Origin of the sequence: Nocardioides sp. InS609-2 (assembly GCF_023208195.1) — a bacterium.
Lineage (GTDB): Bacteria > Actinomycetota > Actinomycetes > Propionibacteriales > Nocardioidaceae > Nocardioides.
Genome location: NZ_CP060034.1, coordinates 3423395 through 3445897 on the forward strand (window position 1 = coordinate 3423395; position 22503 = coordinate 3445897).

The 22503-nt window shown below is 68.1% G+C and carries 33 protein-coding genes; 21 read left to right on the plus strand and 12 right to left on the minus strand.

Features of this window, described 5'->3' with window-relative positions; translation table 11 throughout:
* The first annotated feature begins 74 nt into the window (after positions 1-74).
* Positions 75-2078 (plus strand): PhoX family phosphatase, encoded by a 2004-nt coding sequence (locus tag H4Q84_RS17710; protein ID WP_248580391.1) that lies wholly within the window; start codon positions 75-77, stop codon positions 2076-2078.
* A 4-nt stretch (positions 2079-2082) separates the two neighbouring features.
* On the opposite strand, the gene H4Q84_RS17715 is transcribed toward H4Q84_RS17710, so the two are convergent.
* On the minus strand, positions 2083-2580 hold the full coding sequence (locus tag H4Q84_RS17715) for a MarR family transcriptional regulator (protein WP_248580392.1): 498 nt from the start codon (positions 2578-2580) through the stop codon (positions 2083-2085).
* A 67-nt stretch (positions 2581-2647) separates the two neighbouring features.
* Here H4Q84_RS17715 and H4Q84_RS17720 point away from each other — a divergent pair, with 67 nt between their 5' ends.
* The 10 genes from H4Q84_RS17720 to H4Q84_RS17765 all read left to right on the plus strand — a co-directional run bounded on the left by H4Q84_RS17720 (position 2648) and on the right by H4Q84_RS17765 (position 7792).
* Positions 2648-3418, plus strand: a complete 771-nt coding sequence (locus tag H4Q84_RS17720; protein WP_248580393.1) for a trans-aconitate 2-methyltransferase — start codon at positions 2648-2650, stop codon at positions 3416-3418.
* Entirely contained in the window at positions 3415-3795 is a 381-nt protein-coding gene (locus H4Q84_RS17725; RefSeq protein ID WP_248580394.1) for a VOC family protein, read from the plus strand. The genes H4Q84_RS17720 and H4Q84_RS17725 overlap by 4 nt, the downstream gene beginning before the upstream one ends.
* Before the next feature lie 70 nt (positions 3796-3865).
* The gene (locus H4Q84_RS17730; protein ID WP_248580395.1) at positions 3866-4186 is read left to right on the plus strand and encodes a WXG100 family type VII secretion target; all 321 of its coding nucleotides are present in this window, start codon (positions 3866-3868) and stop codon (positions 4184-4186) included.
* Complete coding sequence (locus H4Q84_RS17735) at positions 4186-4491, plus strand: WXG100 family type VII secretion target (RefSeq protein ID WP_248580396.1); 306 nt, start codon at positions 4186-4188, stop codon at positions 4489-4491. Before H4Q84_RS17730 ends, H4Q84_RS17735 begins: the two co-directional genes overlap by 1 nt.
* Positions 4488-5588 (plus strand): hypothetical protein, encoded by a 1101-nt coding sequence (locus tag H4Q84_RS17740; RefSeq protein WP_248580397.1) that lies wholly within the window; start codon positions 4488-4490, stop codon positions 5586-5588. Before H4Q84_RS17735 ends, H4Q84_RS17740 begins: the two co-directional genes overlap by 4 nt.
* Positions 5589-5777: 189 nt before the next feature.
* Complete coding sequence (locus H4Q84_RS17745; protein ID WP_248580398.1) at positions 5778-6050, plus strand: colicin immunity domain-containing protein; 273 nt, start codon at positions 5778-5780, stop codon at positions 6048-6050.
* Positions 6047-6352, plus strand: coding sequence for a hypothetical protein (locus H4Q84_RS17750; protein ID WP_248580399.1), 306 nt, complete (start codon positions 6047-6049; stop codon positions 6350-6352). Before H4Q84_RS17745 ends, H4Q84_RS17750 begins: the two co-directional genes overlap by 4 nt.
* Before the next feature lie 2 nt (positions 6353-6354).
* Positions 6355-6648 carry a colicin immunity domain-containing protein gene (locus tag H4Q84_RS17755; RefSeq protein ID WP_248580400.1) on the plus strand — a complete coding sequence of 98 codons (294 nt, stop codon included), beginning with the start codon at positions 6355-6357 and terminating at the stop codon, positions 6646-6648.
* A gap of 48 nt (positions 6649-6696) precedes the next feature.
* Positions 6697-7272, plus strand: a complete 576-nt coding sequence (locus tag H4Q84_RS17760; protein ID WP_248580401.1) for an AAA family ATPase — start codon at positions 6697-6699, stop codon at positions 7270-7272.
* Between the two features lie 58 nt (positions 7273-7330).
* The gene (locus H4Q84_RS17765; RefSeq protein WP_248580402.1) at positions 7331-7792 is read left to right on the plus strand and encodes a hotdog fold domain-containing protein; all 462 of its coding nucleotides are present in this window, start codon (positions 7331-7333) and stop codon (positions 7790-7792) included.
* Between the two features lie 7 nt (positions 7793-7799).
* Here H4Q84_RS17765 and H4Q84_RS17770 read toward each other — a convergent pair whose 3' ends face one another.
* From H4Q84_RS17770 to H4Q84_RS17785, 4 genes are all read right to left on the minus strand, one after another.
* Positions 7800-8663: an amino acid ABC transporter permease gene (locus H4Q84_RS17770; RefSeq protein WP_248580403.1), complete on the minus strand. Its 864-nt coding sequence runs from the start codon at positions 8661-8663 to the stop codon at positions 7800-7802.
* Positions 8660-9346: an amino acid ABC transporter permease gene (locus H4Q84_RS17775; protein ID WP_248580404.1), complete on the minus strand. Its 687-nt coding sequence runs from the start codon at positions 9344-9346 to the stop codon at positions 8660-8662. Before H4Q84_RS17775 ends, H4Q84_RS17770 begins: the two co-directional genes overlap by 4 nt.
* Before the next feature lie 83 nt (positions 9347-9429).
* A complete protein-coding gene (locus H4Q84_RS17780; RefSeq protein WP_248580405.1) occupies positions 9430-10323 on the minus strand; it encodes a glutamate ABC transporter substrate-binding protein in 894 nt (297 codons plus the stop codon).
* A 23-nt stretch (positions 10324-10346) separates the two neighbouring features.
* A complete protein-coding gene (locus H4Q84_RS17785; protein WP_248583681.1) occupies positions 10347-11075 on the minus strand; it encodes an amino acid ABC transporter ATP-binding protein in 729 nt (242 codons plus the stop codon).
* Between the two features lie 321 nt (positions 11076-11396).
* Here H4Q84_RS17785 and H4Q84_RS17790 point away from each other — a divergent pair, with 321 nt between their 5' ends.
* Positions 11397-11672 carry a hypothetical protein gene (locus H4Q84_RS17790; RefSeq protein WP_248580406.1) on the plus strand — a complete coding sequence of 92 codons (276 nt, stop codon included), beginning with the start codon at positions 11397-11399 and terminating at the stop codon, positions 11670-11672.
* On the opposite strand, the gene H4Q84_RS17795 is transcribed toward H4Q84_RS17790, so the two are convergent.
* Positions 11655-12752 (minus strand): IS630 family transposase, encoded by a 1098-nt coding sequence (locus H4Q84_RS17795; protein ID WP_248580407.1) that lies wholly within the window; start codon positions 12750-12752, stop codon positions 11655-11657. The two genes, H4Q84_RS17790 and H4Q84_RS17795, sit on opposite strands and share 18 nt — an antisense overlap.
* Before the next feature lie 385 nt (positions 12753-13137).
* Between H4Q84_RS17795 and H4Q84_RS17800 the strand changes: the two genes are divergently transcribed.
* Positions 13138-13845, plus strand: a complete 708-nt coding sequence (locus tag H4Q84_RS17800) for a helix-turn-helix domain-containing protein (protein WP_248580408.1) — start codon at positions 13138-13140, stop codon at positions 13843-13845.
* A 68-nt stretch (positions 13846-13913) separates the two neighbouring features.
* Positions 13914-14330: a transposase gene (locus H4Q84_RS17805; protein WP_248580409.1), complete on the plus strand. Its 417-nt coding sequence runs from the start codon at positions 13914-13916 to the stop codon at positions 14328-14330.
* Here the strand turns inward: H4Q84_RS17805 and H4Q84_RS17810 are convergent.
* The 3 genes from H4Q84_RS17810 to H4Q84_RS17820 are packed head-to-tail and all read right to left on the minus strand — an operon-like array spanning position 14308 to position 14918.
* A complete protein-coding gene (locus H4Q84_RS17810) occupies positions 14308-14463 on the minus strand; it encodes a hypothetical protein (RefSeq protein ID WP_248580410.1) in 156 nt (51 codons plus the stop codon). The two genes, H4Q84_RS17805 and H4Q84_RS17810, sit on opposite strands and share 23 nt — an antisense overlap.
* 24 nt (positions 14464-14487) lie before the next feature.
* Positions 14488-14640, minus strand: a complete 153-nt coding sequence (locus tag H4Q84_RS17815) for a hypothetical protein (protein ID WP_248580411.1) — start codon at positions 14638-14640, stop codon at positions 14488-14490.
* The gene (locus H4Q84_RS17820) at positions 14637-14918 is read right to left on the minus strand and encodes a hypothetical protein (protein ID WP_248580412.1); all 282 of its coding nucleotides are present in this window, start codon (positions 14916-14918) and stop codon (positions 14637-14639) included. The genes H4Q84_RS17815 and H4Q84_RS17820 overlap by 4 nt, the downstream gene beginning before the upstream one ends.
* Positions 14919-15007: 89 nt before the next feature.
* Between H4Q84_RS17820 and H4Q84_RS17825 the strand changes: the two genes are divergently transcribed.
* The 3 genes from H4Q84_RS17825 to H4Q84_RS17835 all read left to right on the plus strand — a co-directional run bounded on the left by H4Q84_RS17825 (position 15008) and on the right by H4Q84_RS17835 (position 18253).
* Positions 15008-15184, plus strand: coding sequence for a hypothetical protein (locus H4Q84_RS17825; RefSeq protein WP_248580413.1), 177 nt, complete (start codon positions 15008-15010; stop codon positions 15182-15184).
* A gap of 660 nt (positions 15185-15844) precedes the next feature.
* Positions 15845-17329, plus strand: coding sequence for a tRNA (N6-isopentenyl adenosine(37)-C2)-methylthiotransferase MiaB (gene miaB / locus H4Q84_RS17830; protein WP_248580414.1), 1485 nt, complete (start codon positions 15845-15847; stop codon positions 17327-17329).
* 39 nt (positions 17330-17368) lie between these two features.
* On the plus strand, positions 17369-18253 hold the full coding sequence (locus H4Q84_RS17835; protein WP_248580415.1) for a hypothetical protein: 885 nt from the start codon (positions 17369-17371) through the stop codon (positions 18251-18253).
* A gap of 43 nt (positions 18254-18296) precedes the next feature.
* Here the strand turns inward: H4Q84_RS17835 and H4Q84_RS17840 are convergent, their stop codons facing one another.
* The 3 genes from H4Q84_RS17840 to H4Q84_RS17850 are packed head-to-tail and all read right to left on the minus strand — an operon-like array spanning position 18297 to position 19352.
* A complete protein-coding gene (locus H4Q84_RS17840) occupies positions 18297-18539 on the minus strand; it encodes a hypothetical protein (RefSeq protein ID WP_248580416.1) in 243 nt (80 codons plus the stop codon).
* Between the two features lie 14 nt (positions 18540-18553).
* The gene (locus H4Q84_RS17845; protein ID WP_248580417.1) at positions 18554-19000 is read right to left on the minus strand and encodes an NUDIX domain-containing protein; all 447 of its coding nucleotides are present in this window, start codon (positions 18998-19000) and stop codon (positions 18554-18556) included.
* Positions 19001-19019: 19 nt separating this feature from the next.
* Entirely contained in the window at positions 19020-19352 is a 333-nt protein-coding gene (locus H4Q84_RS17850) for an antitoxin (RefSeq protein WP_248580418.1), read from the minus strand.
* Between the two features lie 47 nt (positions 19353-19399).
* Here H4Q84_RS17850 and miaA point away from each other — a divergent pair, with 47 nt between their 5' ends.
* Genes miaA through H4Q84_RS17870 form a run of 4 tightly spaced genes read left to right on the plus strand, consistent with a single transcriptional unit; the run spans position 19400 to position 22499 of the window.
* Positions 19400-20320, plus strand: a complete 921-nt coding sequence (gene miaA, locus H4Q84_RS17855) for a tRNA (adenosine(37)-N6)-dimethylallyltransferase MiaA (RefSeq protein ID WP_248580419.1) — start codon at positions 19400-19402, stop codon at positions 20318-20320.
* Between the two features lie 38 nt (positions 20321-20358).
* Positions 20359-20874, plus strand: coding sequence for a dihydrofolate reductase family protein (locus H4Q84_RS17860; protein ID WP_248580420.1), 516 nt, complete (start codon positions 20359-20361; stop codon positions 20872-20874).
* 25 nt (positions 20875-20899) lie between these two features.
* Positions 20900-21703 (plus strand): diaminopimelate epimerase, encoded by an 804-nt coding sequence (dapF, locus tag H4Q84_RS17865; RefSeq protein WP_248580421.1) that lies wholly within the window; start codon positions 20900-20902, stop codon positions 21701-21703.
* A gap of 19 nt (positions 21704-21722) precedes the next feature.
* Entirely contained in the window at positions 21723-22499 is a 777-nt protein-coding gene (locus H4Q84_RS17870; protein ID WP_248580422.1) for an SDR family NAD(P)-dependent oxidoreductase, read from the plus strand.
* Positions 22500-22503 lie beyond the last annotated feature (4 nt).

Consider the following 22503-nt stretch of genomic DNA (forward strand, 5'->3'; position numbering starts at 1 on the left):
CTGTCGGCCGCTGGGCCGGGTGCGCTCCTAGGTTCAGGAGGTCCACCGCCCCCGACCGCCCTGGAGCCGACGTCGTGACCCTCACTCCTCACCGCCGCAGCCTGCTGCCGATGCTCAACCTCACCCATGGCAACCGCAGCGCGGTCACCTGTCACCTGCGCTGCGGCGACGCCTGCAGCCGCCCGGTGCCCAACACGACCGACAACGGCTACTTCCGAGACATCGCGGCCACGGCGCTCAGCCGCCGAGGCGTGCTCGGGGGAGCGGGTGCGCTGACCCTGACCGTCGCCGCCACCTCCGCGCTCGGCGCCGCGCCGGCTGCCGCCGGTCTGCGGGGCAACCGCGGTCTCCCGTTCACCGCGATCCCGCCGATCGTGAAGTCGGTCGACGACATGACCGTGCCCTCGGACTACCGTTGGGACCCGATCATCCGCTGGGGCGACCCGATCCTGCCCGGCGCTCCGGCGTTCGACCCGGCCGCGCAGTCGCCGCAGGCGCAGGCCGGCCAGTTCGGCTACAACTGCGACTACCTCGACATCATCGTCACGCACCCACGCGGCAAGAAGGCGCTCCTGGTGGCCAACCACGAGTACACCAACGAGAACATCATGTTCCCGCCCGGCACACCTGCGGAGACCGTCGTCCGCACGGCTTGGGCGGCCCACGGCCTTTCAGTCGTCGAGCTGAGGCGCAAGGGCGCCGGTGAGAAGTGGGAGTACCAGCCCGATGGACACCGCAACCGGCGGATCACGCTCGACACCCTCTTCACCGTCGACGGCCCGGCCGCCGGCAGCAACCTGCTCAAGACGCGCGAGGACAGCACGGGACGCATCGTGCGCGGCACGATGAACAACTGCTCGGGCGGAACGACCCCCTGGGGCTCGGTGCTTTCGGGCGAGGAGAACTTCAACCAGTACTTCTTCGCGGCCGGCACCTCAACGCAGGAGAAGCGCTACGGCCTCGGCGCCCAGGACGCTCGTGGCTGGCGCAATGTCGACCCGCGTTGGAACGCCACCACCGACGACTACCGCAACGAGCCCAACCGCTTCGGGTGGATCGTCGAGGTCGACCCCGAGGACCCCGACGCCGCGCCCGTCAAGCACACCGCGATGGGTCGCTTCAAGCACGAGGGCGCCAATGTGATCGTGGCCGACGACGGGCGCGTGGTGGCCTACATGGGTGACGACGAGCGCTTCGACTACGTCTACAAGTTCGTCTCCCGGGACCGCTATGACCCTCGTCCCGGCCAGGAGGCCCGCCGCCACAACCTGGGGCTCCTGTCCGCCGGAGACCTGTACGTCGCCCGCTTCACCGGCGACGGTCTCGCCGACGGCGTCAGCGATGGCACCGGCCAGTGGCTCCCGCTCACCAAGGACGACGCGTCCATGGTGCCGGGGATGAGCCTCGAGCAGGTGCTCATCTACACGCGGCTGGCAGCCGACGCGGTGGCGCCGACCAAGATGGACCGGCCCGAGGACGTCCAACCCAATCTGGTCAACGGCAAGATCTACGTCGTGTGCACCAACAACGCCGACCGCGGCAAGCCCGGCAAGGAGGGTCCGACGGAGCCGAACCCCCGCCCGGCCAACAAGAACGGCCATGTCGTGGAGATCGGCGAGGATGGTGGTGACCACACCGGCACGACGTTCACCTGGAACCTCATCCTGATCTGCGGTGACGCCGCGACCGCCGGCACCTACTTCGGTGGTTGGACCGGGCCGGTCTCGCCCATCTCCTGTCCCGACAACGTCGCCTTCGACAGCGAGGGCAATCTGTGGGTCGCCACCGATGGGCAGCCCAGCTCCATCCAGATGAACGACGGCCTGTTCAAGGTGCCGGTTGCCGGTCCCGAGCGGGGCAGGGTGCAGCAGTTCTTGGCGGTGCCCGCCGGCGCTGAGACGTGCGGTCCGGTCGTCCATGACCAGGACGGCTCGGTGTTCGTCGCCGTCCAGCACCCGGGCGAGGACGGCACGTGGGAGGTCCCGCAGTCCTACTTCCCCGACTACGCGAAGGACGGCGCGGGGCGCGGTGAGTTCGCCGGGCCCAGGCCGACCGTCGTACAGGTGACGCGCCGCTGAGCGGTCACGACTCCGGCGGTGAGAACGGCGCGAGCAGGGCGCGCAGCAGGTGAGCGAGCTCGGTGCGCTGGCGTGCCGACAGGTCGGACATCAGCGCGCTCTCGGCCTCGAGCAGTGCCTCGAACGCGCCGTCGACCGCGGTCTTGCCCTCGGGGGTGAGCCGCACGAGCACGCCGCGACGGTCGTGCGGGTCGGGCAGCCGCTCGACGAGGCTGCGCGCGACCAGCCGGTCGACGCGGTTGGTCATGGTGCCGCTGGTCACCAGGGTCTCGCGCAGCAGCCGACCGGGGGAGAGCTCGTACGGCGCCCCTGCGCGCCGCAGCGCGGCCAGCACGTCGAACTCCCAGCTCTCGATGCCGTGCGCCGTGAACGCGACCTTGCGAGCGAGGTCGAGGTGCCGGGCCAGCCGGCCGATGCGGCTGAACACCTCTACGGGCGCGAGGTCGAGATCCTGGCGCTCGCGCGCCCACGCCTCGACCAGGGTGTCGACCTCGTCCCTCATGCGGGACATTGAACCAGATGCGTCGAGAATCTTGACATCAAGATACTTTTCGGGTCACGATGAAGTCATGAGCCATCGCTGGGACCCGGACAGATACCTCGCCTTCGCCGACGAGCGGGGCCGTCCGTTCCTCGACCTGCTCGCCCGTGTCGGCGCTGCCGATCCGCGCACGGTCGTCGACCTCGGCTGCGGACCCGGCAACCTCACCTGCCTGCTCGCCGACCGCTGGCCAGATGCGCAGGTGCTGGGCGTCGACTCCAGCTCCGAGATGATCCAGAAGGCCCGCGCGACCGGCTCGACCATCGAGTACGACGTGGCCGACCTGCGCGACTGGCAGCCGCCTCAGCCGGTCGACGTACTCGTCTCCAACGCCACGCTCCAGTGGGTGCCCGGCCACCTCGACCTGCTGCCGAGGCTGGTCGAGCAGGTCAGGCCGGGCGGCTGGTTCGCCTTCCAGGTGCCCGCAAACTTCGACGAGCCCAGCCACACCATCCGTGCCGGGCTCGCCGCCGAGGAGCCCTACCGCGCGCTCACCGCCGGCGCCGCAGAGCCCACCAGCCACGACCCCGAGACCTACGTCGCCGCCCTGACGGCGCTCGGCTGCACGGTCGACGCCTGGGAGACGACGTACCTCCACCTGCTCACCGGCGAGGACCCGGTCTTCACCTGGGTCTCCGGCACGAGTGCCCGGCCGGTGCTCGCGCTGCTGCCCGACGGGCTGCGCGAAGAGTTCGTGGCCGAGTTCAAACATCGCCTGCGCGCGGCGTACCCCGAACATCCCTACGGCGTCGCCCTGCCGTTCCGCCGCGTCTTCGCGGTCGCGCAGGTGCCCGCATGATCTCCCTCCACCATGTCCAGGTCGCGATGCCTGTAGGCGCCGAGCATCTCGCGAGGCAGTTCTACGCCGGGGCGCTCGGCCTGACCGAGGTCGAGAAGCCGGCCGACCTGCGGGCCCGCGGCGGTGCCTGGTTCCGTGCGTACGACGACCGCGGCAGCATCACGGCCGAGATCCATGTCGGCGTCGAGGACCCGTTCGCCCCGGCGCGCAAGGCCCACCCGGCCCTCGTGGTCGACCACCTCGACGAGATCGCCGACCGGCTGGCCGGCCTCGGGTTCGAGGTCGACCGCGCGCAGGAGCACGCCTTCGAGGGCTACCGCCGCATCCACACCTTCGACGCGTTCGGCAACCGGGTCGAAGTCCTCGAACCCATGTGACGCCCGAGGTTTGAGCGGCTGGCCCACCGGGCACCCCATGCACGACGTGCCGTCCACACGGGGGTTGCCAATGAGTGTTCAAGTCATCCATGACGCCTTCAGGAAGGGCGTTCAGGACGTGGCATCGGCCACCAGTCGGCTGGAGGCCGACAAGAAGAACATCGACAGCCGGGTGAGCGGCTTCCTCGGCGCCGGCTGGACCGGCGTCGCGGCCGACTCGTTCGTCGAGGCCTGGGACGAGTGGAAGCTCGCCGCCACCGACGTCCAGGAGGGCCTCGAGGCCATGGGTCAGCTGCTCGACGCGGCCCACCAGGACTTCATCTACCAGGACGACGCGTCGCAGCAGACCATGGACCAGATCGCCCAGCGCGTGATCGACAGGCTCGACTGATGGGCGGCGTCGACAACTTCTCCATCGACGCCGACGACCTCGACGCCGTGGTGGGCGACCTCGAGAAGACCGAGTCGGCTCTCGAGCTCTTCACCGCGGATCTCGAGGCCCAGATGAAGACCCTCCACGACACGTGGGAGGGGCTGGCCGCCCTGGCGCACACCGAGGCCCGCCAGGAGTGGACCAGCGGCATGAACGCGATGCGCCAGGCGATGGCCGACCTGCGGGCCGCCGCCCGCGCTGCCCACGGCAACTACACCGGTGCGGCCGAGGCCAACCGCTCGATGTGGGAGCAGATGCAGTGAGGCTCGAGATCGAGGGCACCACCTACGACTCGGCGGCCGAGGCGCTCTACTCCGCCAACCACAGTGCGGCCATCGCCTACGACGGCCTCACCGACAAGCTGTCCGGCTTCCAGGCCCTGGGCGGGGACGACACCAGCTCCGAGGACTTCGTCCGCGAGTACGACGCCGCCGCCCAGAGCGCCGTCGACGCCCTGCGCAGCCTGGTCGACGGGCTCGGCAACCTGGGCGACGTCGCGGCCGCGTCGGTGGCCAACCACCGCCAGGCCAACGCCGACTCTGTCTACAACCGGCCCCGTCCGTCGTACGACGGCGGCGACACCGGCAAGGGGCCCGTCCAGGTCGCCTCACGCAGCCTGCCGAGCTCGCTCGGTGGCGACAACGCGGACCTGCCCGACTGGTGGAACCACGTCGTCGACCACCTGCAGGGCTGGGGCTGGCCGAGCACCAACACCGACCAGCTCCGCAGTGCCGCCGGCGCGTGGCGCGCCGCCGGCGGCACGGTGGACGGGCTCACCGGCCGGCTCGACACGGCCATCGGTCACCTCGAGGCTCAGCGGTCACCTGAGATCCCGATAGCCGTGCAGATCGTGGGCACCACGAAGACCAACATCACCGACCTCGCCGACGGCCTCCGCGCCCAGGGCGATGCGTGCGAGGACTACGCCACCCAGGTCGACCAGACGCGCGAGGCGATCAAGGACCTGCTCAAGGACCTGGCCATCGAGTGCGGTGTCACGGCCGGCGTCAGCGTGGCACTCAGCTTCGTCACCTTCGGTGGCGCGGCGGCCGTGGGCGCCGGCGTCATCGCCGCTCGGGCCATCCGCTATGCCCACCGCATCATCACCGCCCTCAAGGCCCTCAAGGCCGCACGCGCGGTGCTGGTCCTGTCCAAGAACGCGCCGAAGCTCAACCGCGTCCGGTCAGCGCTCGAGAAGCTGAAGAGACGCACGCGCGCTGGTCAAGATGAAGACCGTGGCCACGCCGAAGATGACCTCGCCCCTGAAGCAGCTCGAGGCCAAATACAAGCACGCCAAGGCCATGGGAGTCGACCTACCGCGGGGTCGCAAGGGATTCGACGCATTCAAGAAGTCGCTTGATGACATCCTGGGCAATCCCGCGACGAAGTCACGCACGGGTGAGTACAGGGGAACCCCATGCACGTTGAGCTTCAACCCGGCGAACGGCAAGTGCGTCATCCTCTCGCCCGACGGTAAGTTCGTTTCGGCGTGGAAGCTCAGCTATGACCAACTGCAGCACGTCATCAAGACGGGCAGACTCGGAGGAGGATGATGGACGAGACCGCGCGACCCCTGATCGTGCTCACCCAGTCGTTCTTGGCCGGTGAGATGGATGCCTCGACTTTCGACGAAGGATTTCGCGAGATCTTCTCCCGCATGCCCCACCTCGAGGAGGAGACCTTCTTCGCGCTGGAGAACCTCGCGGTCGCCTGCTCCGACTACATCGAGGAGCCGGAGTTTCGGCTGGAGGAGACGGACCTCGACGAGGAGGGTCTGCGGGCTGCGGCGACCCACGCGCTGACCCGGCTTGGTCTCGCGTGACCGGCGTCGGGCGCGACGACCTGGACGCGTTCACCGGAGATGCCGCCGGTGGCGAGATCATGCGACGCTCCCTGGAGGCAATGGCCAAGGATTACGCAGGCACGCCGTTGGGCGACCGGGTCCGCGACGTACTCACCGGGCGACTCGGCATCCGCGAGCTCGCGGAGGACTCGGAGTTCCAGGCGTTCACCACCCGCGGGATGGAGGCCTACGACGAGCTGTGGTCGTCGATGAGCGCGGAGGAGCGGGCCGAGGCGATCAAGGCGGGTCAGGCCTACGAGGCCGACCTCGGTCGTCCCTGACGATGGCCTGGCTCCGGCGGTCTCGCGATCGCGAGCAGATCCGCCCGCTCGTCGAGCTGACCGGTCAGCTCCTGATGGGGGAGATCGACGCCGCGTCGTACGACGAGCGCTTCCGCGGGCTCTTCCACCTCGCCGACGGGTTGGACGAGCAGGCGTGGCTCATTCTCGACACGTTGTTCGTCGAGTGTGACTGCTACGTCGAGGACCCGTCGCTGCGCGATCAACCCATCGACCTGGACGAGGAGGGGCTCCGGGCCGCCGCGGTCCGGGCGCTAGTCCGCCTGGCGCTGGTCTGAGCCGATATCTCGTCGTGCCCGACGACGCCGCGTGACACCATCGCGCCCATGCTGCTCCTGATCTTCGGCCCGCCGGCCGTCGGCAAGATGACCGTCGGCCGGGCCGTCGCCGACGCCAGTGACTTCCGGCTGTTCCACAACCACATGACGATCGAGCCGCTTCTGGAGCTCTTCGGCTACGGCACTCGACCGTTCAACATCCTCAGGGACGAGTTCCGCATCCGGATCGTCGAGGAGGCCGCCGCCTCCGATGTGCGCCTGGTCTTCACGTTCCTGTGGCCGCTCGACGACGTCGACGACCTGGCCGTGGTCGAGAGCTACATCGCACCGTACGTCGATGCCGGCAAGCAGGTCGCGTTCGTCGAGCTGGCCGCGCCGCTCGACACCCGGCTCGAGCGCAACCGCACCGAGCACCGGCTGGCCCACAAGGCGTCGAAGCGTGACGTGGAGTGGTCCGACGGCAACGTGCGCGAGGCGGAGGGCCTGGTCATGAACACCAGCCCCGAGCGTCGCACCGTCGCCGAGGACCTGCTCGACCGGCACCGCTTCCTGCGCCTCGACAACAGCGCGCTGTCGCCGGCCGAGTCTGCCGCGGAGATCCTGACCTGGCTCTCCGCTGGTTGAGGTGCGAGCGTAGTGAGCCTCGAAACCGAGGGTCATTACCTGTGGGTAACATGTCTGCATGACTCAGGTACTCGACCTCTGGAAGAAGACCAGCGCCCTGCCGCAGGGCAAGCGCATCTTCTCGATCCTCTTCTCGCAGCGCGCGCCGTACTTCGCGACGATCCGGCCGCGCTTCACCGAGATCCGGCCCAACTACGCCGAGCTCGTGATCCCCAAGCGCCGCGGCGTGCACAACCACATCAAGACGGTGCACGCGATCGCCCTCTGCAACGGCCTGGAGGCCGCGATGGGTGCGCTGGCCGAGTCGAGCATCCCGAGCGACAAGCGCTGGATCCCGAAGGGGATGGAGGTCGCCTACACCGCCAAGGCCACCAGCGACATCGTCTGCAGCGCGGAGACCGACCCGGGGCAGTGGACCGGCGGCGACCCTGACGTCGGCGTACGCGTCAAGGGCGTGCGCGACGACGGCACGGTCGTCATCGAGGGCGTCATCAGGCTCTGGGTGACGCCGAAGAAGTGACCGGTCGCTAGACCGACAGGCCCGACCCGGCGTCGGTCTTGCCCACCATCGACACCTCGAGGACCTTCTTCTCGCCCACGAAGCGCTTCTGCACCCAGGTGGCGATGGTCGTGAGCGCCAGGTTGATCAGGATGTACAGCACCGCGAGCACGATCACCGTGGGCACCTGGTTGCCGAAGCCCTGGTAGATGGACTGGCCGACCTTAGTGAGACCAGGAGCTGCGACGGCGTACCCGAGGCTGGTGTCCTTCAGCGCCACCACGCACTGGCTGATGATCGCCGGCAGCATGATCTTCACTGCCTGGGGCAGCAGGATGATGTTCATGACCTGCGACTTGCGCATGCCGATGGCGTACGCCGCCTCGGCCTGCCCGCTCGGCACCGCGAGCACACCCGCGCGGAAGACCTCGGCAAGTACGGCGCCGTTGTAGAGCATGAGGGCGATGACGACGCTCCAGTAGGCACCGCTGTCACCGCGGCTGATGCCGTAGGCGAAGAAGATGAAGATCATCAGCATCAGCACGGGGACGGCGCGGAAGAACTCTACGACCGCCCAGCTGAGCCAGCGCACGCTTGCGTGGTCGGACAGCTTGCCCGCGCCCAGGACGAGTCCGAAGACCACCGCGCCCAGGACGGCGCTGAGGGCCATCTTCATCGTGACCAGCACGCCGTCGAGCAGCAGTGCCGAGATGTACTTCGGCGTGAGGAACGCCTCCCACTTGGCGTACTCGAGCTGCCCGCGGTCGTAGAGTCGCCAGACGACGAAGGCGAGTACGGCGACCAGCGCGACCCCGGCGATGATCGTGTAGAGCCGGTGCCGGGCGATGGTCCTCGGGCCGGGGGCGTCGAAGAGTACGGCGGGTGCGGTCATCGCGCGATCCTCCAGCGGCGTTCGAGTCGGTTGGCCCCGAAGGACACGACCTCGACCAGGACCACGAAGATCACGGCGAAGGTCAAGAAGATGGCGTTGCGCGAGGCAACGTCGTCGTTGATGAGGCTCTTCATGCGGGCGAACGCCTCGAAGACGCCCAGGGCGCCCGCGACGGTGGTGTTCTTGAGCAGGGCGATCTGCACGCTGGCCACGGGGGGCACGGAGGCGCGGAAGGCCTGCGGCAGGATCACCTCGCGCATCGCCCCACTGAACGGCAGCCCGATCGCACGGGCGGCCTCCGCCTGGCCGAGCGGGACGGCGTTGATGCCGGAACGGATCGCCTCGCACACGAAGGTCGAGGTGTAGACCGTCAGACCAACGACGCAGGCGGCGAAGAGGTTGTTGAGGGTGAGGTCCCCGATCTTGATGTCGATGAAGTTGAAGTTGATGCCGACCTTTGGCCCGGCGATCCGGAAGAAGATCAAGATGATGAGCAGCGGGGTGTTGCGGATGGCAGTGACGTAGACAGCCGCGGCCCTGCTGAGCACGGCGATGGGACCCACGCGGAACGCGGCCAGCAGCGTGCCGAAGACGAGTGAGAGGACGCCCGAGATCAGGAACAGCAGCACGGTGTAGGAAAACGCGCGCAGCACCAGTTCGAGGTTGTCGAGGACCGCGTTCACCAGCGGCGTCCTTCCGGGGGATGTTGGCGAGAGGTGGAGTGAGGACGGCCGGAGGTGCCGGCCGCCCTCACCTCAGACGTTGATCAGGCAGCGCAGTCGTCGAGGGCCGGCGGCTCGGGCGTCTCGACGCCGTCTCCACCGAGGGTGGCCTCGAAGGCCTTGGCCCAGTCGCCGTTGTCGTAGGCCTCCTGGAGTACGCCATTGATCCAGCCGCACATCTCCGGGGAGTCGAGCGAGTAGCCGACGCCGATGCGCTCCTCGGAGAACTCGTCGCCGACGACCTTGAGCTCGCCGTCGTTCTGCGCGGCGAGGCCGAGCAGGATCGAGCCGTCCGTGGACATGGCCTTCACCGAGCCGTTGAGGACGTCCTCAGCACACTGGGAGTAGGTGTCAGCAGGGGCACCGACGGCGCCCGCAGCCTCGACGTTCTCCAGCGAGGTCGACCCCGTGACGGAGCAGACCTCCTCGCCCTTGAGGTCCTCGATGCCCTTGATGTCGCTGTCAGCGGCGACGAGCACCTGCTGGCCGGTGAGGAAGTACGGACCGGTCTGGCCGACCACCTTGCGGCGGTCGTCTGTGATTGAGTACGACGCCAGCACGAGGTCGACGCGACCCTTCTGCAGGTAGGGCTCGCGGTTGTCGGAGATCGTCTCCTCGTAGGTCACCGCGCCGGTGTCGGTGGGGTCGATGCCGAGGTCGGCCACGAGGAGCTTGGCGATCTCGACGTCGAAGCCGGTGGGGATGTCGGACGACGCGTCCTTGAATCCGAGTCCGGGCTGGTCGTACTTCACGCCGACGGTGATCTTGCCGGCATCGGCGAGCTCGGCCATCTTGCTGCCTGCTTCGAACTTGCCAGCGTCGACCTCCTTCGCCTTGACATCGACACCTTCGCTGTCGCCGCCGGCGTTGCCGCAGGCCGCCAGCGTGCTCGCGAGCGCGATGGCGGCGAACACCGCCTTGGAGCGCTTGAATCGCATCTCTTCTCCTTCTTCCCGTGATTTCAGTGTTTGAGGATCTTGCCTAGGAAGTCCTTGGCGCGGTCGGACGCCGGATTGGTGAAGAACTCCTCGGGAGTGTTCTCCTCGACGATCGCGCCGTCGGCCATGAAGACCACCCGGTGTGCCGCCGTACGCGCGAAGCCCATCTCGTGGGTGACCACGACCATGGTCATGCCGTCCTTGGCCAGCTCGACCATGACGTCGAGGACCTCCTTGATCATCTCCGGGTCGAGCGCGGAGGTGGGCTCGTCGAAGAGCATCACCTTCGGGTCCATCGCCAGCGCCCGTGCGATCGCAACGCGCTGCTGCTGGCCGCCGGAGAGCTGGGCGGGGTACTTGTCGGCCTGGTGACCCACGCCGACGCGCTCGAGCAGCTCGCGGGCGTGTTTGTCGGCCGCTTCCTTCTTGATGCCGCGGACCTTGATGGGCCCCAGCGTGACGTTCTCGAGGATCGTCTTGTGAGCGAAGAGGTTGAAACTCTGGAAGACCATCCCGACCTCGGCGCGCAGCGCCGCGAGCTCCTTGCCCTCCTGGGGAAGCGGCTTGCCGTCGAGGGTGATCGAGCCGCTGTCGATGGTCTCGAGCCGGTTGATGGCCCGGCACAGGGTCGACTTGCCCGAGCCCGACGGCCCGATCACCACGACGACCTCGCCGCGCTTGACCGACAGGTTGATGTCGGCCAGGGCGTGCAGCGACCCGAAGTACTTGTCGACGCCTTTGAGGACGACCAGAGGCTCCCCATGGCCGGCGCTGGCCGGCTCCTGCTGCACAGACATGGCGGAAACCTATCCCTACCTCGCAGCCACGGGCTACGGCGGCGCGAGGGGGACGGCAATTCGTTGCCGGACCGAGATGCTGGCGGTGGCTGCGCGATTCGAGCCGCCTCGGGCGACCGCCGTACTCTGAAGGCGCGATGCGTACCTACGAAGTGCGCACCTCCGGGTGCCAGATGAAACTTGCCTGACGGCCCCGCTACGCGGTCACGACTATGCGTTGCCGATGCGTGGATGTTCTTGACGGATGGCTACGGGGGGCGATCACACGCTGTGGTCATGGACTGGGGAACCTTGTGGGTCGGTGTCAGCACCTTCATCGCCGGCGGCGTTATGGGGTCCATCGCGACCGTCTACGCAACTCGCAAAGAGTCTGACGACCGCCGCGAGGCGTTGTCGCTGGAGCGAGATAAGTTCGAGCACGAACGAGACAAGCATCTTCGTGAGCGTCAGCGTGAAGTCCTGACGTCTGCCAAGGAAGCTCTGCATCACATGAGCGAGTTCATGTATGACGCGTTCAACTACGACCGCAACCGACTAGTGGTCCGGATTTGAAGTCTTCATCCGGTTGGCTTTGGTGAGGATCTCGTCGGCGGTCCTGGTCCAGACGAAGGGGTGGGAGCGTTCGTTCCAGCAGTCGATGTAGGTGCGGATCTTGGTGTTGAGGTCCTTGACCGAGGTGAACACGCCGCGGCGGATGGCTTGGCGTTCGATGAGGGAGAACCAGACCTCGACGAGGTTCATCCAGGAGGCGTGGGTCGGGGTGAAGTGGATCTTGAAGCGCGGGTTCTCGATGAGCCAGTTCTTCACGTTGGTGTGTTTGTGGGCGGCGTAGTTGTCCATCACCAGGTGCAGATCGACGGGCTGGCCGGTCTCGTCGACGACGTCGCGGTAGGCGCGTTCGACCTGCTTGAGGAACGCGAGGAACTCTTGGTTGCGGTGCCGCGGCTTGAGAGCGGCGGTGACCTTCCCGGTGGCGATCTCCAGCGCGGCGAACAAGGTGGTGGTGCCGTGGCGGACGTAGTCGTGAGAGCGGCGTTCGACGAGCCCGGGTTGCATCGGAAGGACCGGCATGGTGCGGTCCAGTGCCTGGATCTGGGACTTCTCGTCCACGCACAGCACGATCGCGTTCTCTGGCGGGTTCAGGTACAGCCCGACGATGTCGATGACCTTGGCCTCGAGTTCGGGATCGGTGGAGAACCGGAACGACTCCGAGCGCCACGGCTTGACCCCGTAGGAACGCCAAGCCTCCGCGACGGTGTAGGCGCTGACCTTCAACCGAGCCGCCAACAGCCGCGTGGACCAGTGCGTCACGCCGAGCTTCTTCGGCGGGGGCTTCAGTGTCTCGGCCACGATTTTGCGATGGTCGATCGTGCGCGGACGGCCCGGACGCTGCCGGTCGAGGAGCCCGGCCATGCCCTTGCCCTGGTAGCGGCCCCGCCACTGCAGCACCTTCTGACGGCCGCACCCGACGAGCTCGCAGATCTGGTCGTTCGGCACCCCGTCGGCTGCCAGCAACACGATCCGAGCCCGTTGAGCCGCACCAGCCGAGACCGTCGAGGAGCGAGTCAGTCGCTCGAGCTTGTCCCGGTCACCATCACGCAGCACCAGGGCCGGAGCAGGTCGATTCGCCATGCGCCCATGATTTCACTTCATCAACCCGATGACTATTTCCCACGCGGACCACTAGATGCGTTCAAGGGTGACGCTCATGAGTCTCGCATTCGCTACGCGGGTGTGGTGACCACGGGGCTATGGCTCGGGGACCACAACATGCAGGATGAAGCTGGCAGATGGAGCAGGTTGGCGAGGCCTTTGGCGGCTCTTCTTACCTGCGGTGGGGGCAGTGAGCGACACGCCCTGAGCGCCTGACCCTGAAATCGGGTCGAGACCTTCCAAGATCGGCAGTGACTAAGCCGCTCAACCCGGAAGGCCTCGACGATGTCCGAGCCTACGGCGTGCGACCGCGCACGCCCACGTTCTGAACCGCCTTGCTACTGCGACCCGTTGCGACCTTCTCGTGGGCCTTGACGGGTTCCACGTCATCGACGTCGGCGAACGCGCCGTCGTGGTCCGCGTCGTGGTCGAGACACCCGTCGAGCCGATGGGATGCCGGGCGTGCGGCGTTGTCGCGCACAGCCACGGCCGACGCGATGTCCGCCTGGTCGACGTGCCCTGCTTCGGACGCCCGGTCAGGTTGATCTGGCGCAAACGAACATGGTGCTGCGGCGAGGAGAAGTGCCCGGCCGGGTCATTCATCGAGCAGAACAACGACCTCGCCGGCCCGAGGTCGTGGCTGAGCGTGCGGGCGTGCTGGTGGGCGATCAACCAGCTCCGCCGCGAGGGCGCTTCCGTGCAGGGTCTGGCCCGCCAGATCGGCACGACGTGGCGGACCGTGTGGCGCTCGATCAAGCCGCTGCTCGAGGTCATGGCCGCAGACCCGGCACGGTTCGAGAACGTCACCTCTCTGGGCGTCGACGAACACATCTGGCACCACGTGTCGACCAAGCCGATCGGCGCCGGTGGCCGCGGTCCCAAGGAGCTGACAGGGATGGTCGACCTGACCCATGACCAGCAAGGACGCGTCCGTGCTCGTCTGCTCGACCTGGTGCTGGGCCGGTCGGGGAAGGCCTACGCCGACTGGCTCACCGAACGTGGCGAGGGCTTCCGCAAGGGCGTGAAGGTCGCCGCCCTGGACCGGTTCCAGGTACAAGACCGCGATCGATGACATGCTCGAGGACGCCGTTGCGGTCCTCGAGGCCTTCTACATCGTGAAGCTCGGCACCGCCGCACTCGATGAGTGCCGGCGCCGAGAAGCTCACCGACAAGCAGTGGACCAGAGTCGAGACCGCGATCGCCGCCGCCGAACGACACCTCGAGGTCTATGTCGCCTGGTCGTGCGCACAGCAGCTCCGCTCGGCCTACCGCCACCGCGACCCCATCGAGGGCCGCAAGATCGCCGAGCGAATCGTCGAGACCTTCCCGACCTGCCCGATCCCCGAGATCGCCCGACTCGGCCACACCCTGAAGCGCTGGCGCAACGCGTTCTTGGCCTACTTCGACACCGGCCGCTTGAAGAACGGCGGCACCGAGGCGATCAACGGCCTCATCGAGCTCCACCGCCGCGTCGCCCGAGGATTCCGCAACCCCGACAACTACCGCCTACGGATGCTCCTCATCGGCGGCGGACTCAGCCACCCCCACCTGAAGTAGGAAGAGCCGCTTTGCGGCGGGAGGTGAACACGGTGATCGCGACCTCGGCGACCTCGGCGACCTCGGCGACCTCGGCGTTGGAGACCCGGTGCCCTTCACCGGGTCCTTCAGCGTGCTCGTCTTCCTCCCACACCGCGTGGGGGTACTTGATCGGCGTTCATGCGTCCTGGTCGATCGCTGCGATCGCCGCGGTGACCTGGGGGTTCATCCGGGCGGTGACCGAGAGCCAGGCCTTGGCCCGGATCGCGGCGGAGGCGAAGTCGTGACCGTAGTGGGCGGAGTCGGCGCGGGCCATGATCTGGCCACTCACTCCGGCCCGACGGCCGGTCTTGATGGCTTGGGGGCAAGCAGCCGGCCACTGCCCCGACCCGAGGCAGTGCTGCCCCTGCGGAGCCAGGCCCCGGCGATCACCGGCGACGCGAGCGGGGTGGACAACGCGGCCACCTGGAAGTTCAGACCCCGACCGTGGACCTCGCGGATGGCGTCGTCGACATGGAGGAATGCGATCCCCTCGTTACCGCCGCCGGCGAGCAGTCCCGGCGCCTGAGTTGCGAGCCCGGCCAGCAGCCGGGAGGAGACCGCATCCAACTGCTGCGCGCCCGTGGGTGTACGAGCGCAGAATAGGTGCCCAGCGTGGAGGGCGCCCGGACCCCGTCGAACAGCCTCCCCATCGCCCCGTGACGGGGCAGGTCCAGATCGTCGATGCTGTCGGCGCCGGCCAGCATCCCGCAGACGAGGCAGCCCGCCTTGACCACCCGGTTTTGCGAGTCCACCGTGAGGTGCTCGCGAAACAGGTCGTGCAAGCCCGCGGACTCGGCCAAGAGAAGCACCGGGACCAGAAGGTGCCGGCGTGAGCGTGGCGTAGAACGAGAATACCCTTGCTGGGTTGGAGAATCGGAGTTACCACACACGATTCGCCGAGCAGCAAGGGTCATCTCATAGATGCGAGTATCTCACAAAATCTCACCAGTTTTCAATGACCCGAACCTGGTGTCGTCCGCGGGTCATCGGTGGATCAGGGTTCAATCATGCAGGTTTCTGCGACAACTAACTCGTCAGCCGTCGGTAGTCAGTGAGTCGCCAGCCCTCGTCGCACCAAGCGTTAGAGGAACTCCCGGCACCAACGAGGGGGCCTCGGCGAATATACTCTTGAGACAGTCTTTCGCAACGAATCGAGACTCGACTTGGCCCGTTGTCGCACCATGCATAAGCGCCCTCCTGGCTTCCATTGGTCTGGCGCCACGCACCGCAGGTAGCAGCATTAGCTGACTCAACCGAAATCAGGCCGATGGAACTTGTTGCAGCCAGTGCGACCGCAATTCCAACAATCATTTGACGCACGAGAACAGTCTCCTTTTGATATCGCCGCGAAGCGGCGGACGGCTGGACGATAGTTTACATCCGTCGGGGACCAACCTGCGACGGGCCCCGATCATGAGGTGTGTGCCCTACCTATGGCGCGACCCTGGCGCGATTCGAGCCGCCGCGAGGGGTCGCCGTACTCTGATAGCGCGATGCGTACCTATGAAGTGCGCACCTACGGGTGCCAGATGAACGTCCACGACTCCGAGCGGTTGACCGGCCTGCTGGAGGACGCGGGGTACGCCCCATTTCAACAGAGCCCCGCAGGCGAGCAGGCCGGCTATCCAGACGTAGTCGTCTTCAACACCTGCGCCGTGCGCGAGAACGCCGACAACAAGCTATACGGCAACCTGTCGCACTTGGCCCCGGTGAAGGCCGCGCGCCCCGGCATGCAGATCGCCGTCGGCGGCTGCCTTGCGCAGAAGGACCGCGCGACGATCACCGAGAAGGCGCCGTACGTCGATGTCGTCTTCGGCACCCACAACATCGGCTCGCTGCCGGCCCTGCTGGAGCGCGCACGGGTGCAGGAGGAGGCGCAGGTCGAGATCCTCGAGTCGCTGTCGGTCTTCCCCTCGACGCTGCCGACGAAGCGGCAGTCGGCGTACGCCGCCTGGGTGTCGATCTCGGTCGGCTGCAACAACACGTGCACGTTCTGCATCGTGCCGGCGCTGCGCGGCAAGGAGGAGGACCGCCGCCCCGGCGACATCCTCGCCGAGATCCGCGCGCTGGTTGCCGAGGGCGTCAGCGAGGTCACGCTGCTCGGCCAGAACGTCAACGCGTACGGCGTCGAGTTCGGCGACCGGCAGGCGTTCTCCAAGCTGCTGCGCGCGTGTGGCGAGATCGAGGGGCTCGAGCGCGTGCGGTTCACCTCGCCGCACCCCGCCGAGTTCACCGACGACGTGATCGCCGCGATGGCCGAGACGCCGACGGTGATGCCGCAGCTGCACATGCCGCTGCAGTCCGGCTCCGACAAGGTGCTGCGCGAGATGCGCCGTTCCTACCGGCAGTCGAAATACCTCGGCATCATCGATCGGGTGCGCGAAGCCATGCCGCACGCGGCGATCACCACCGACATCATCGTGGGCTTCCCGGGCGAGACCGAGGAGGACTTCGAGCAGACGCTGGAGGTCGTCCGCCGCGCGCGCTTCTCCGGCGCGTACACCTTCATCTACTCCAAGCGCCCCGGCACTCCCGCCGCGACCATGGCGGGTGAGGTGCCTGCTGAGGTGATCTCGTCTCGCTACAACCGGCTGGTCGAGCTGGTCAACGACGTTGCCTGGGAAGAGGCCAAGAAGCTGGTCGGCACCACGGTCGAGCTGATGGTGTCCGAGGGGGAGGGGCGCAAGGACGCCGCGACCCACCGCCTCTCTGGACGCGGTCCCGACAACCGGCTCGTGCACTTCAACCCCTCAGGTGCCGATGGAGTCCGTCCCGGCGACATGGTCGAGGTCGAGATCACCAAGGCAGCCCCGCACCACCTGGTCGCCGACGGTGCGGTGCTGGACGTGCGTCGTACTCGCTCGGGAGATGCCTGGGAGGCTCGCAACGTCACACCCCCCGGCCCGGCCGCCGTCGGGCTGGGCATGCCGGCGCTCGGCGTGCCCGCGCCGCTGCCGTCCGCCCCTGCCTGTGGATGAGCTCCGCGCGCTGAGCTGACTTCGGGTCATGCTCGGGGCATGTCAGTGCTGGAGCACCTCGAGCGGATGGGTGGCGTGGCAACCCGCGCGACCCTGGTCCGGGTGTGCTCACGTGCGGCGGTCGACGCGGCCCTGGCTGCTGGCGATCTCACGGTGCTGGCGCGTGGTCGCTACGCGCTACCGCAGGCGGAGCGGGCGGTTCTCGAAGCGCATCGGTTGAGCGGGGTGGTGTCACATCTCAGCGCCGCGCTTTCGCTCGGTTGGAGCGTGATGCGTCCTCCTGACCAGCCGCACGTGACCGTGTCCAGCAACCGGCATGTCTCGATGGAGCAGCGCCGTGACGTCGCGCTGCACTGGTCGCGGCTCGGCACCGAAGATGTCGACGGCATGGTCACCAGGGCCGACCGCACATTGGTCGACTGCCTCCGTACGCTGCCGTACGCCGAGGCCCTGGCCGTCGCGGACTCCGCAGTGCGCAACGGGTTCCCGCAAGCCCGCCTTGTGGCGCTCGCGCTGTCCGCCCGGGGACCATCCTCAGCAGCGGTCCGCCGGGTTGCCCGGAACGCGGACCCTCGAGCGGCCAACCCGTTCGAGTCCGGGTTGCGGGCGATCTGTCACGAAGTCCCCGGTCTGCACGTCGAGCCGCAGGTTTCCATCCACGAAGGCGGCTTCCTCGGTCGCCCCGATCTCATCGACGAGCGACTGCGGATCGTCTTCGAGGCTGACTCATTCGAGTGGCACGGTAGCCGGGTCGCGCTCGCGCGCGACGCCCGCCGCTACAACCGGTTCGGCCTCGCAGGTTGGCTGGTCCTGCGCTTCACCTGGGAGGACGTCATGCTCGAGCCCGCAAACGTGCGGTCAGCGCTGGCAGCGGCCGTAGTCGAGCGGGAGCATCAGCTGTGCCACGGGTGCCGCTCCGCCTGAGCGCCTGCCGGTTCAGTTGGATACTCCCGCTCGACTACGACGATCAGGCGGGTGACTCCGACTGGGGGTCGCTGGCGCCGTCGGTGGTGGGCTCCTGCGACTTGTCGTCGGCCTCGGCCACCTCGTCGGGGAGCACCTCGTCGACCGCCGGGTTGTCCTCGGGGTCTAGGTCGCGGGCGAGCGGGGTGTGCTCGGTCTGCTCGACGGCGTCGGCGCCGCCGGGGTTGGGCTCACCCGGCTCGATCTCGGGTTCGGGCTGGGGGCTGAGCTTGCTGTCGTCCGCCATGACTGCTCCGTTCGTCAGAAACCGTGGGTGAGGTACGCCGTGCCGGTACCCAGATGATGGAGTGCGACACGTTCGTGCGGGACCACCGGCTCCGGGAGGTCGTCGAGACGACACCAGCGCAGCTCCGCACACTTCTCCGGCTCGACGATCACCGGCTCGCCGGTCCACGAGCGCGCCGAGAAGAAGAAGTCGACACGCTCGTCGACCGGATCGGCGTGCTGGGTCCGCTGCATCGTGGTCTCGAAGACCAGGTCGAGGCCCCCGATGCCGAGCTCCTCGCGGGCCTCGCGGTGGGCCGCGTCGTACGCCGTCTCGCCGCGTTCGACGTGCCCGGCTGCCGCTGCGGCCCAGTGCTCGTCCATGTAGCCGGTGCCCCGGCGCAGCTGCAGCAGCACCTCGGTGCCGCCGCCGGTGTCGCGCAACAGGTAGATGTAGGCCGCGGGTACGACGACGAATCGCATGCTGGGCAGGCTAGACGTCCTACGGTCGCGGCGATCCGGTCGGGTTCGCCGGGTCGGTGGGCGGGCCCGGCGGGATGGGGTCGGTCGGGTCGACCGGGGCCGGGTGCGTCGGGATCGTCGGGTCGTAGGGCTCCGGCGGCGTGGTGGTGTCGCGGATGTCGTCGTTCTTGCCGTCGAGCTTGTCGAGCGCGTCCTTGGCCCGGGCCGATCCGGACGCGATCTTGACGGAGTGCTTGCCACCGGTCTTGTCGTCGATCACCTTCGAGGCCTTGTCGATGCCGTCGGAGATCTTGTGACCGTGCTGGTCCACAGCCTTCGCGAGCTTGTCCTTGGCGTTGTCGAGGAATCCCATGACGTCTCCTAAGTAGGAACACAATGCTGTTTGGAAGACTAGCCAGCGTGGCCATCCCCGCACACCCCCGTCGCGTCGTGGCCGTCGTCGGCGCGACCGCGTCCGGCAAGACCGGTCTCTCCCTCGACCTGGCCGAGCGACTCGGCGGTGAGATCGTCAACACCGACGCGATGCAGGTCTACCGCGGCATGGACATCGGGACGGCGAAGCAGCCGGTCGCCGAGCGGCGTGGGATCCCGCATCACCTGCTCGACATGCTGGGCGTCCGCGACACGGCGACGGTGGCTGACTTCCAGCAGTGGGCGCGGGACGCGATCGCCGACATCCGTGGCCGAGACCGCACCCCGGTGCTGGTGGGCGGCTCGGCGCTCTACGCCCGCGCCATCCTCGACCGGTTCGAGTTCCCCGGCACCGACGAGTCCCTACGGCGTGAGCTCGAGAGCGAGCTGGCCGAGGTCGGCCCGGCTGCCCTCCACCAGCGGCTCGAACGCCTCGACCCGGACGCGGCCGGGCGCATCCTCGCCGAGAACGGCCGCCGCATCGTCCGCGCGCTGGAGGTGATCGCCCTCACCGGCCGGCCCTACAGCGCCAATCTCCCGCAGCTCGAGTACGCCGACCCCGCGAGCGTGCAGATCGGCGTCGACATCGACCGGCCCACCCTCGACGTCCGCATCGAGGCGCGGGTGGAGGCGATGTTCGACGCGGGGTTCGTCGACGAGGTCGACCGGCTGCTGGGCGAGGGGCTGGCGGAGGGTGTCACGGCCGGTCGCGCGATCGGCTACCGCGAGGTGGCGGCGTACCTCCGCGGTGAGCTGAGCCTGGCCGCCGCGCGCGAGCAGACCGTCTTCGCCACGCGTCGCTTCGCACGCCGTCAGGACTCGTGGTTCCGCAAGGACCCGCGCGTCGTCTGGATCCGGTACGACGACCCGGAGCGCGTCGACAAGGCTGCCGAGGCGGCGCAACTCTGATCAAGGGGAGTGTCGGTGGTCGGGTGCAGCATGGCGCCATGACGACCTACTACTACACGGCATCGTCGCTGGACGGTTTCATCGCCGATGCAGACAACTCGCTGTCGTGGCTGCTGAGCCGCGACGTCGATCACGGGGCCGACATGGGCTTCGAGACGTTCAGCCCGCTGATCGGCTCCTGCGCGATGGGCGCGACGACCTGGCAGTGGATCTGCGACAACGACTCCGACGGCTGGTCGGCCAAGCCGACGTGGGTCTTCACGCATCGTGGGTTCGCGCCGGCTCCGAGCGTGAGGTTCACCCAGGCTCCGGTCGCGGAGATCCATCAGGCGATGGTCGAGGCGGCCGACGGGAAGGGCGTGTGGATCGTCGGGGGCGGCGACCTGGTGGGGCAGTTCGCCGACGAGGGGCTGCTCGACGAGATCTGGGTGCAGCACGCGCCGGTGACGCTCGGTTCGGGGGCGCCCCTGCTGCCGCGTCGGCTGGAGCTGAAGCTGGAGGAGGTGGTGCGCAACCGCGAGCTGGTCTGCAGCAGGTTCACCGTCGTGAAGTGACCGCACTCGATGCGAGACTGGTCGGGTGACCTACGCGTTCCTCAAGGGCCACGGCACCGAGAACGACTTCGTGCTGCTGCCCGACCACGACGGCTCCGTGCACGGCGAGCTCGACGCTGCCCGGGTGCGCGCCCTGTGCGACCGCCGGGCCGGGCTGGGTGCCGACGGTGTGCTGCGGGTCATCCGGTCGGTCGCGATGGGCGTCGACGGTCCGGAGTGGTTCATGGACTACCGCAACGCCGACGGGTCGGCCAGCGAGATGTGCGGCAACGGCATCCGGGTGTTCGTGCGCCACCTCGTCGACGACGGGCTGGCCACGCTGCCGGTCGAGATCGGCACGCGCGCGGGCGTCAAGACCATCGACGGTGACGGCGACCTGCTCACGGCAGACCTCGGCAGCCCGCGCACGCTCGGCGGGACCTTGGTCGGCGTCGGCGATCTGTCCTGGCCGGCGCTGCACGTCGACATGGGCAACCCGCATGCCGTGGCCTTCGTCGACGACCTGGCCGACGCCGGGCACCTGCTCGCGCCGCCCGACCACGACCACGCGATCTACCCGCACGGAGTCAACGTCGAGTTCGTCGTACGACGCGGCGACCGCCATGTCGCCATGCGCGTGCACGAGCGTGGCGCGGGCGAGACCCGCAGCTGCGGCACCGGCGCCGGTGCGGTGATGGTGGCCAGTGCGCTGGCTGACCGTGCAGAGCGCCCGGTGACCTACCGGGTCGACGTACCCGGGGGCGAGCTGGCGGTCACCTGGACCGCCGACGACCACGTGCTGCTCACCGGCCCGGCCGTCGTGGTGGCCAGCGGCGTGACCGATATCTGAGGCCACTAACCTCTTCGGCATGGACATCACCGGAGCTTCCGCCCTCGTCACCGGCGCCGCCTCGGGCATCGGCGCAGCCGTCGCCCGCCGGCTAGCAGCCAATGGCGCACACGTCGTCGTCGCCGACGTACAGGACGAGAAGGGCGAGGCTCTAGCCGCCGAGATCGGGGGCGTGTTCGCGCACGTCGACGTCACCGACACCGAGCAGATCAAGGCCGCCGTGGCCAGGGCCGGCGAGCTCGGCCCGCTGCGCGTGCTGGTCAACTCCGCCGGCATCGGTCCGGCTGCCCGCACGGTCGGCCGTGACGGCACAGTCGAGTCGGCCCACGACCTGGAGATGTACAAGTTGGTCATCGCGATCAACCTGATCGGCACGTTCGACGCGATCCGGGTCGCCGGCACCGCGATGGGCCTCCTCGAGCCGACCGAGACCGGCGAGCGCGGCGTGATCGTCAACATGGCCAGCGTGGCGGCGTTCGACGGCCAGATCGGGCAGGCGGCGTACTCCTCCTCCAAGGGCGGCATCGTCGGCATGACCCTTCCAGTGGCCCGCGACCTCGCGGCGATCGGCGTGCGCGTCAACACGGTGGCGCCCGGCCTGATCGACACCCCGATCTACGGCGAGGGCGAGCAGGCCGAGGCGTTCAAGGCCAAGCTGGGGGAGTCGGTGCTGTTCCCGAAGCGCCTTGGTCAGCCCGACGAGCTGGCGAGCATGGTCATCGAGTGCGTCACCAACTCGTACATGAACGGTGAGACGGTGCGCGTCGACGGCGGCATCCGGATGCCACCAAAGTGACCCA

What these genes read in the sequence shown, in the direction of transcription:
- H4Q84_RS17835 (WP_248580415.1), top strand. Translation starts at nt 17,369, where the DNA reads ATGTCAGTGCTGGAGCACCTCGAGCGGATGGGTGGCGTGGCAACCCGC.
- H4Q84_RS17725 (WP_248580394.1), top strand. Translation starts at nt 3,415, where the DNA reads ATGATCTCCCTCCACCATGTCCAGGTCGCGATGCCTGTAGGCGCCGAG.
- H4Q84_RS17860 (WP_248580420.1), top strand. Translation starts at nt 20,359, where the DNA reads ATGACGACCTACTACTACACGGCATCGTCGCTGGACGGTTTCATCGCC.
- miaB (WP_248580414.1), top strand. Translation starts at nt 15,845, where the DNA reads ATGCGTACCTATGAAGTGCGCACCTACGGGTGCCAGATGAACGTCCAC.
- H4Q84_RS17795 (WP_248580407.1), bottom strand. Translation starts at nt 12,752, where the DNA reads ATGGCGAATCGACCTGCTCCGGCCCTGGTGCTGCGTGATGGTGACCGG.
- H4Q84_RS17840 (WP_248580416.1), bottom strand. Translation starts at nt 18,539, where the DNA reads ATGGCGGACGACAGCAAGCTCAGCCCCCAGCCCGAACCCGAGATCGAG.
- H4Q84_RS17715 (WP_248580392.1), bottom strand. Translation starts at nt 2,580, where the DNA reads ATGAGGGACGAGGTCGACACCCTGGTCGAGGCGTGGGCGCGCGAGCGC.
- H4Q84_RS17730 (WP_248580395.1), top strand. Translation starts at nt 3,866, where the DNA reads ATGAGTGTTCAAGTCATCCATGACGCCTTCAGGAAGGGCGTTCAGGAC.
- H4Q84_RS17745 (WP_248580398.1), top strand. Translation starts at nt 5,778, where the DNA reads ATGATGGACGAGACCGCGCGACCCCTGATCGTGCTCACCCAGTCGTTC.
- H4Q84_RS17720 (WP_248580393.1), top strand. Translation starts at nt 2,648, where the DNA reads ATGAGCCATCGCTGGGACCCGGACAGATACCTCGCCTTCGCCGACGAG.
- H4Q84_RS17765 (WP_248580402.1), top strand. Translation starts at nt 7,331, where the DNA reads ATGACTCAGGTACTCGACCTCTGGAAGAAGACCAGCGCCCTGCCGCAG.
- H4Q84_RS17870 (WP_248580422.1), top strand. Translation starts at nt 21,723, where the DNA reads ATGGACATCACCGGAGCTTCCGCCCTCGTCACCGGCGCCGCCTCGGGC.
- H4Q84_RS17850 (WP_248580418.1), bottom strand. Translation starts at nt 19,352, where the DNA reads ATGGGATTCCTCGACAACGCCAAGGACAAGCTCGCGAAGGCTGTGGAC.
- H4Q84_RS17755 (WP_248580400.1), top strand. Translation starts at nt 6,355, where the DNA reads ATGGCCTGGCTCCGGCGGTCTCGCGATCGCGAGCAGATCCGCCCGCTC.
- H4Q84_RS17805 (WP_248580409.1), top strand. Translation starts at nt 13,914, where the DNA reads ATGAGTGCCGGCGCCGAGAAGCTCACCGACAAGCAGTGGACCAGAGTC.
- H4Q84_RS17845 (WP_248580417.1), bottom strand. Translation starts at nt 19,000, where the DNA reads ATGCGATTCGTCGTCGTACCCGCGGCCTACATCTACCTGTTGCGCGAC.
- H4Q84_RS17760 (WP_248580401.1), top strand. Translation starts at nt 6,697, where the DNA reads ATGCTGCTCCTGATCTTCGGCCCGCCGGCCGTCGGCAAGATGACCGTC.
- H4Q84_RS17780 (WP_248580405.1), bottom strand. Translation starts at nt 10,323, where the DNA reads ATGCGATTCAAGCGCTCCAAGGCGGTGTTCGCCGCCATCGCGCTCGCG.
- H4Q84_RS17735 (WP_248580396.1), top strand. Translation starts at nt 4,186, where the DNA reads ATGGGCGGCGTCGACAACTTCTCCATCGACGCCGACGACCTCGACGCC.
- H4Q84_RS17790 (WP_248580406.1), top strand. Translation starts at nt 11,397, where the DNA reads ATGGACTGGGGAACCTTGTGGGTCGGTGTCAGCACCTTCATCGCCGGC.
- H4Q84_RS17770 (WP_248580403.1), bottom strand. Translation starts at nt 8,663, where the DNA reads ATGACCGCACCCGCCGTACTCTTCGACGCCCCCGGCCCGAGGACCATC.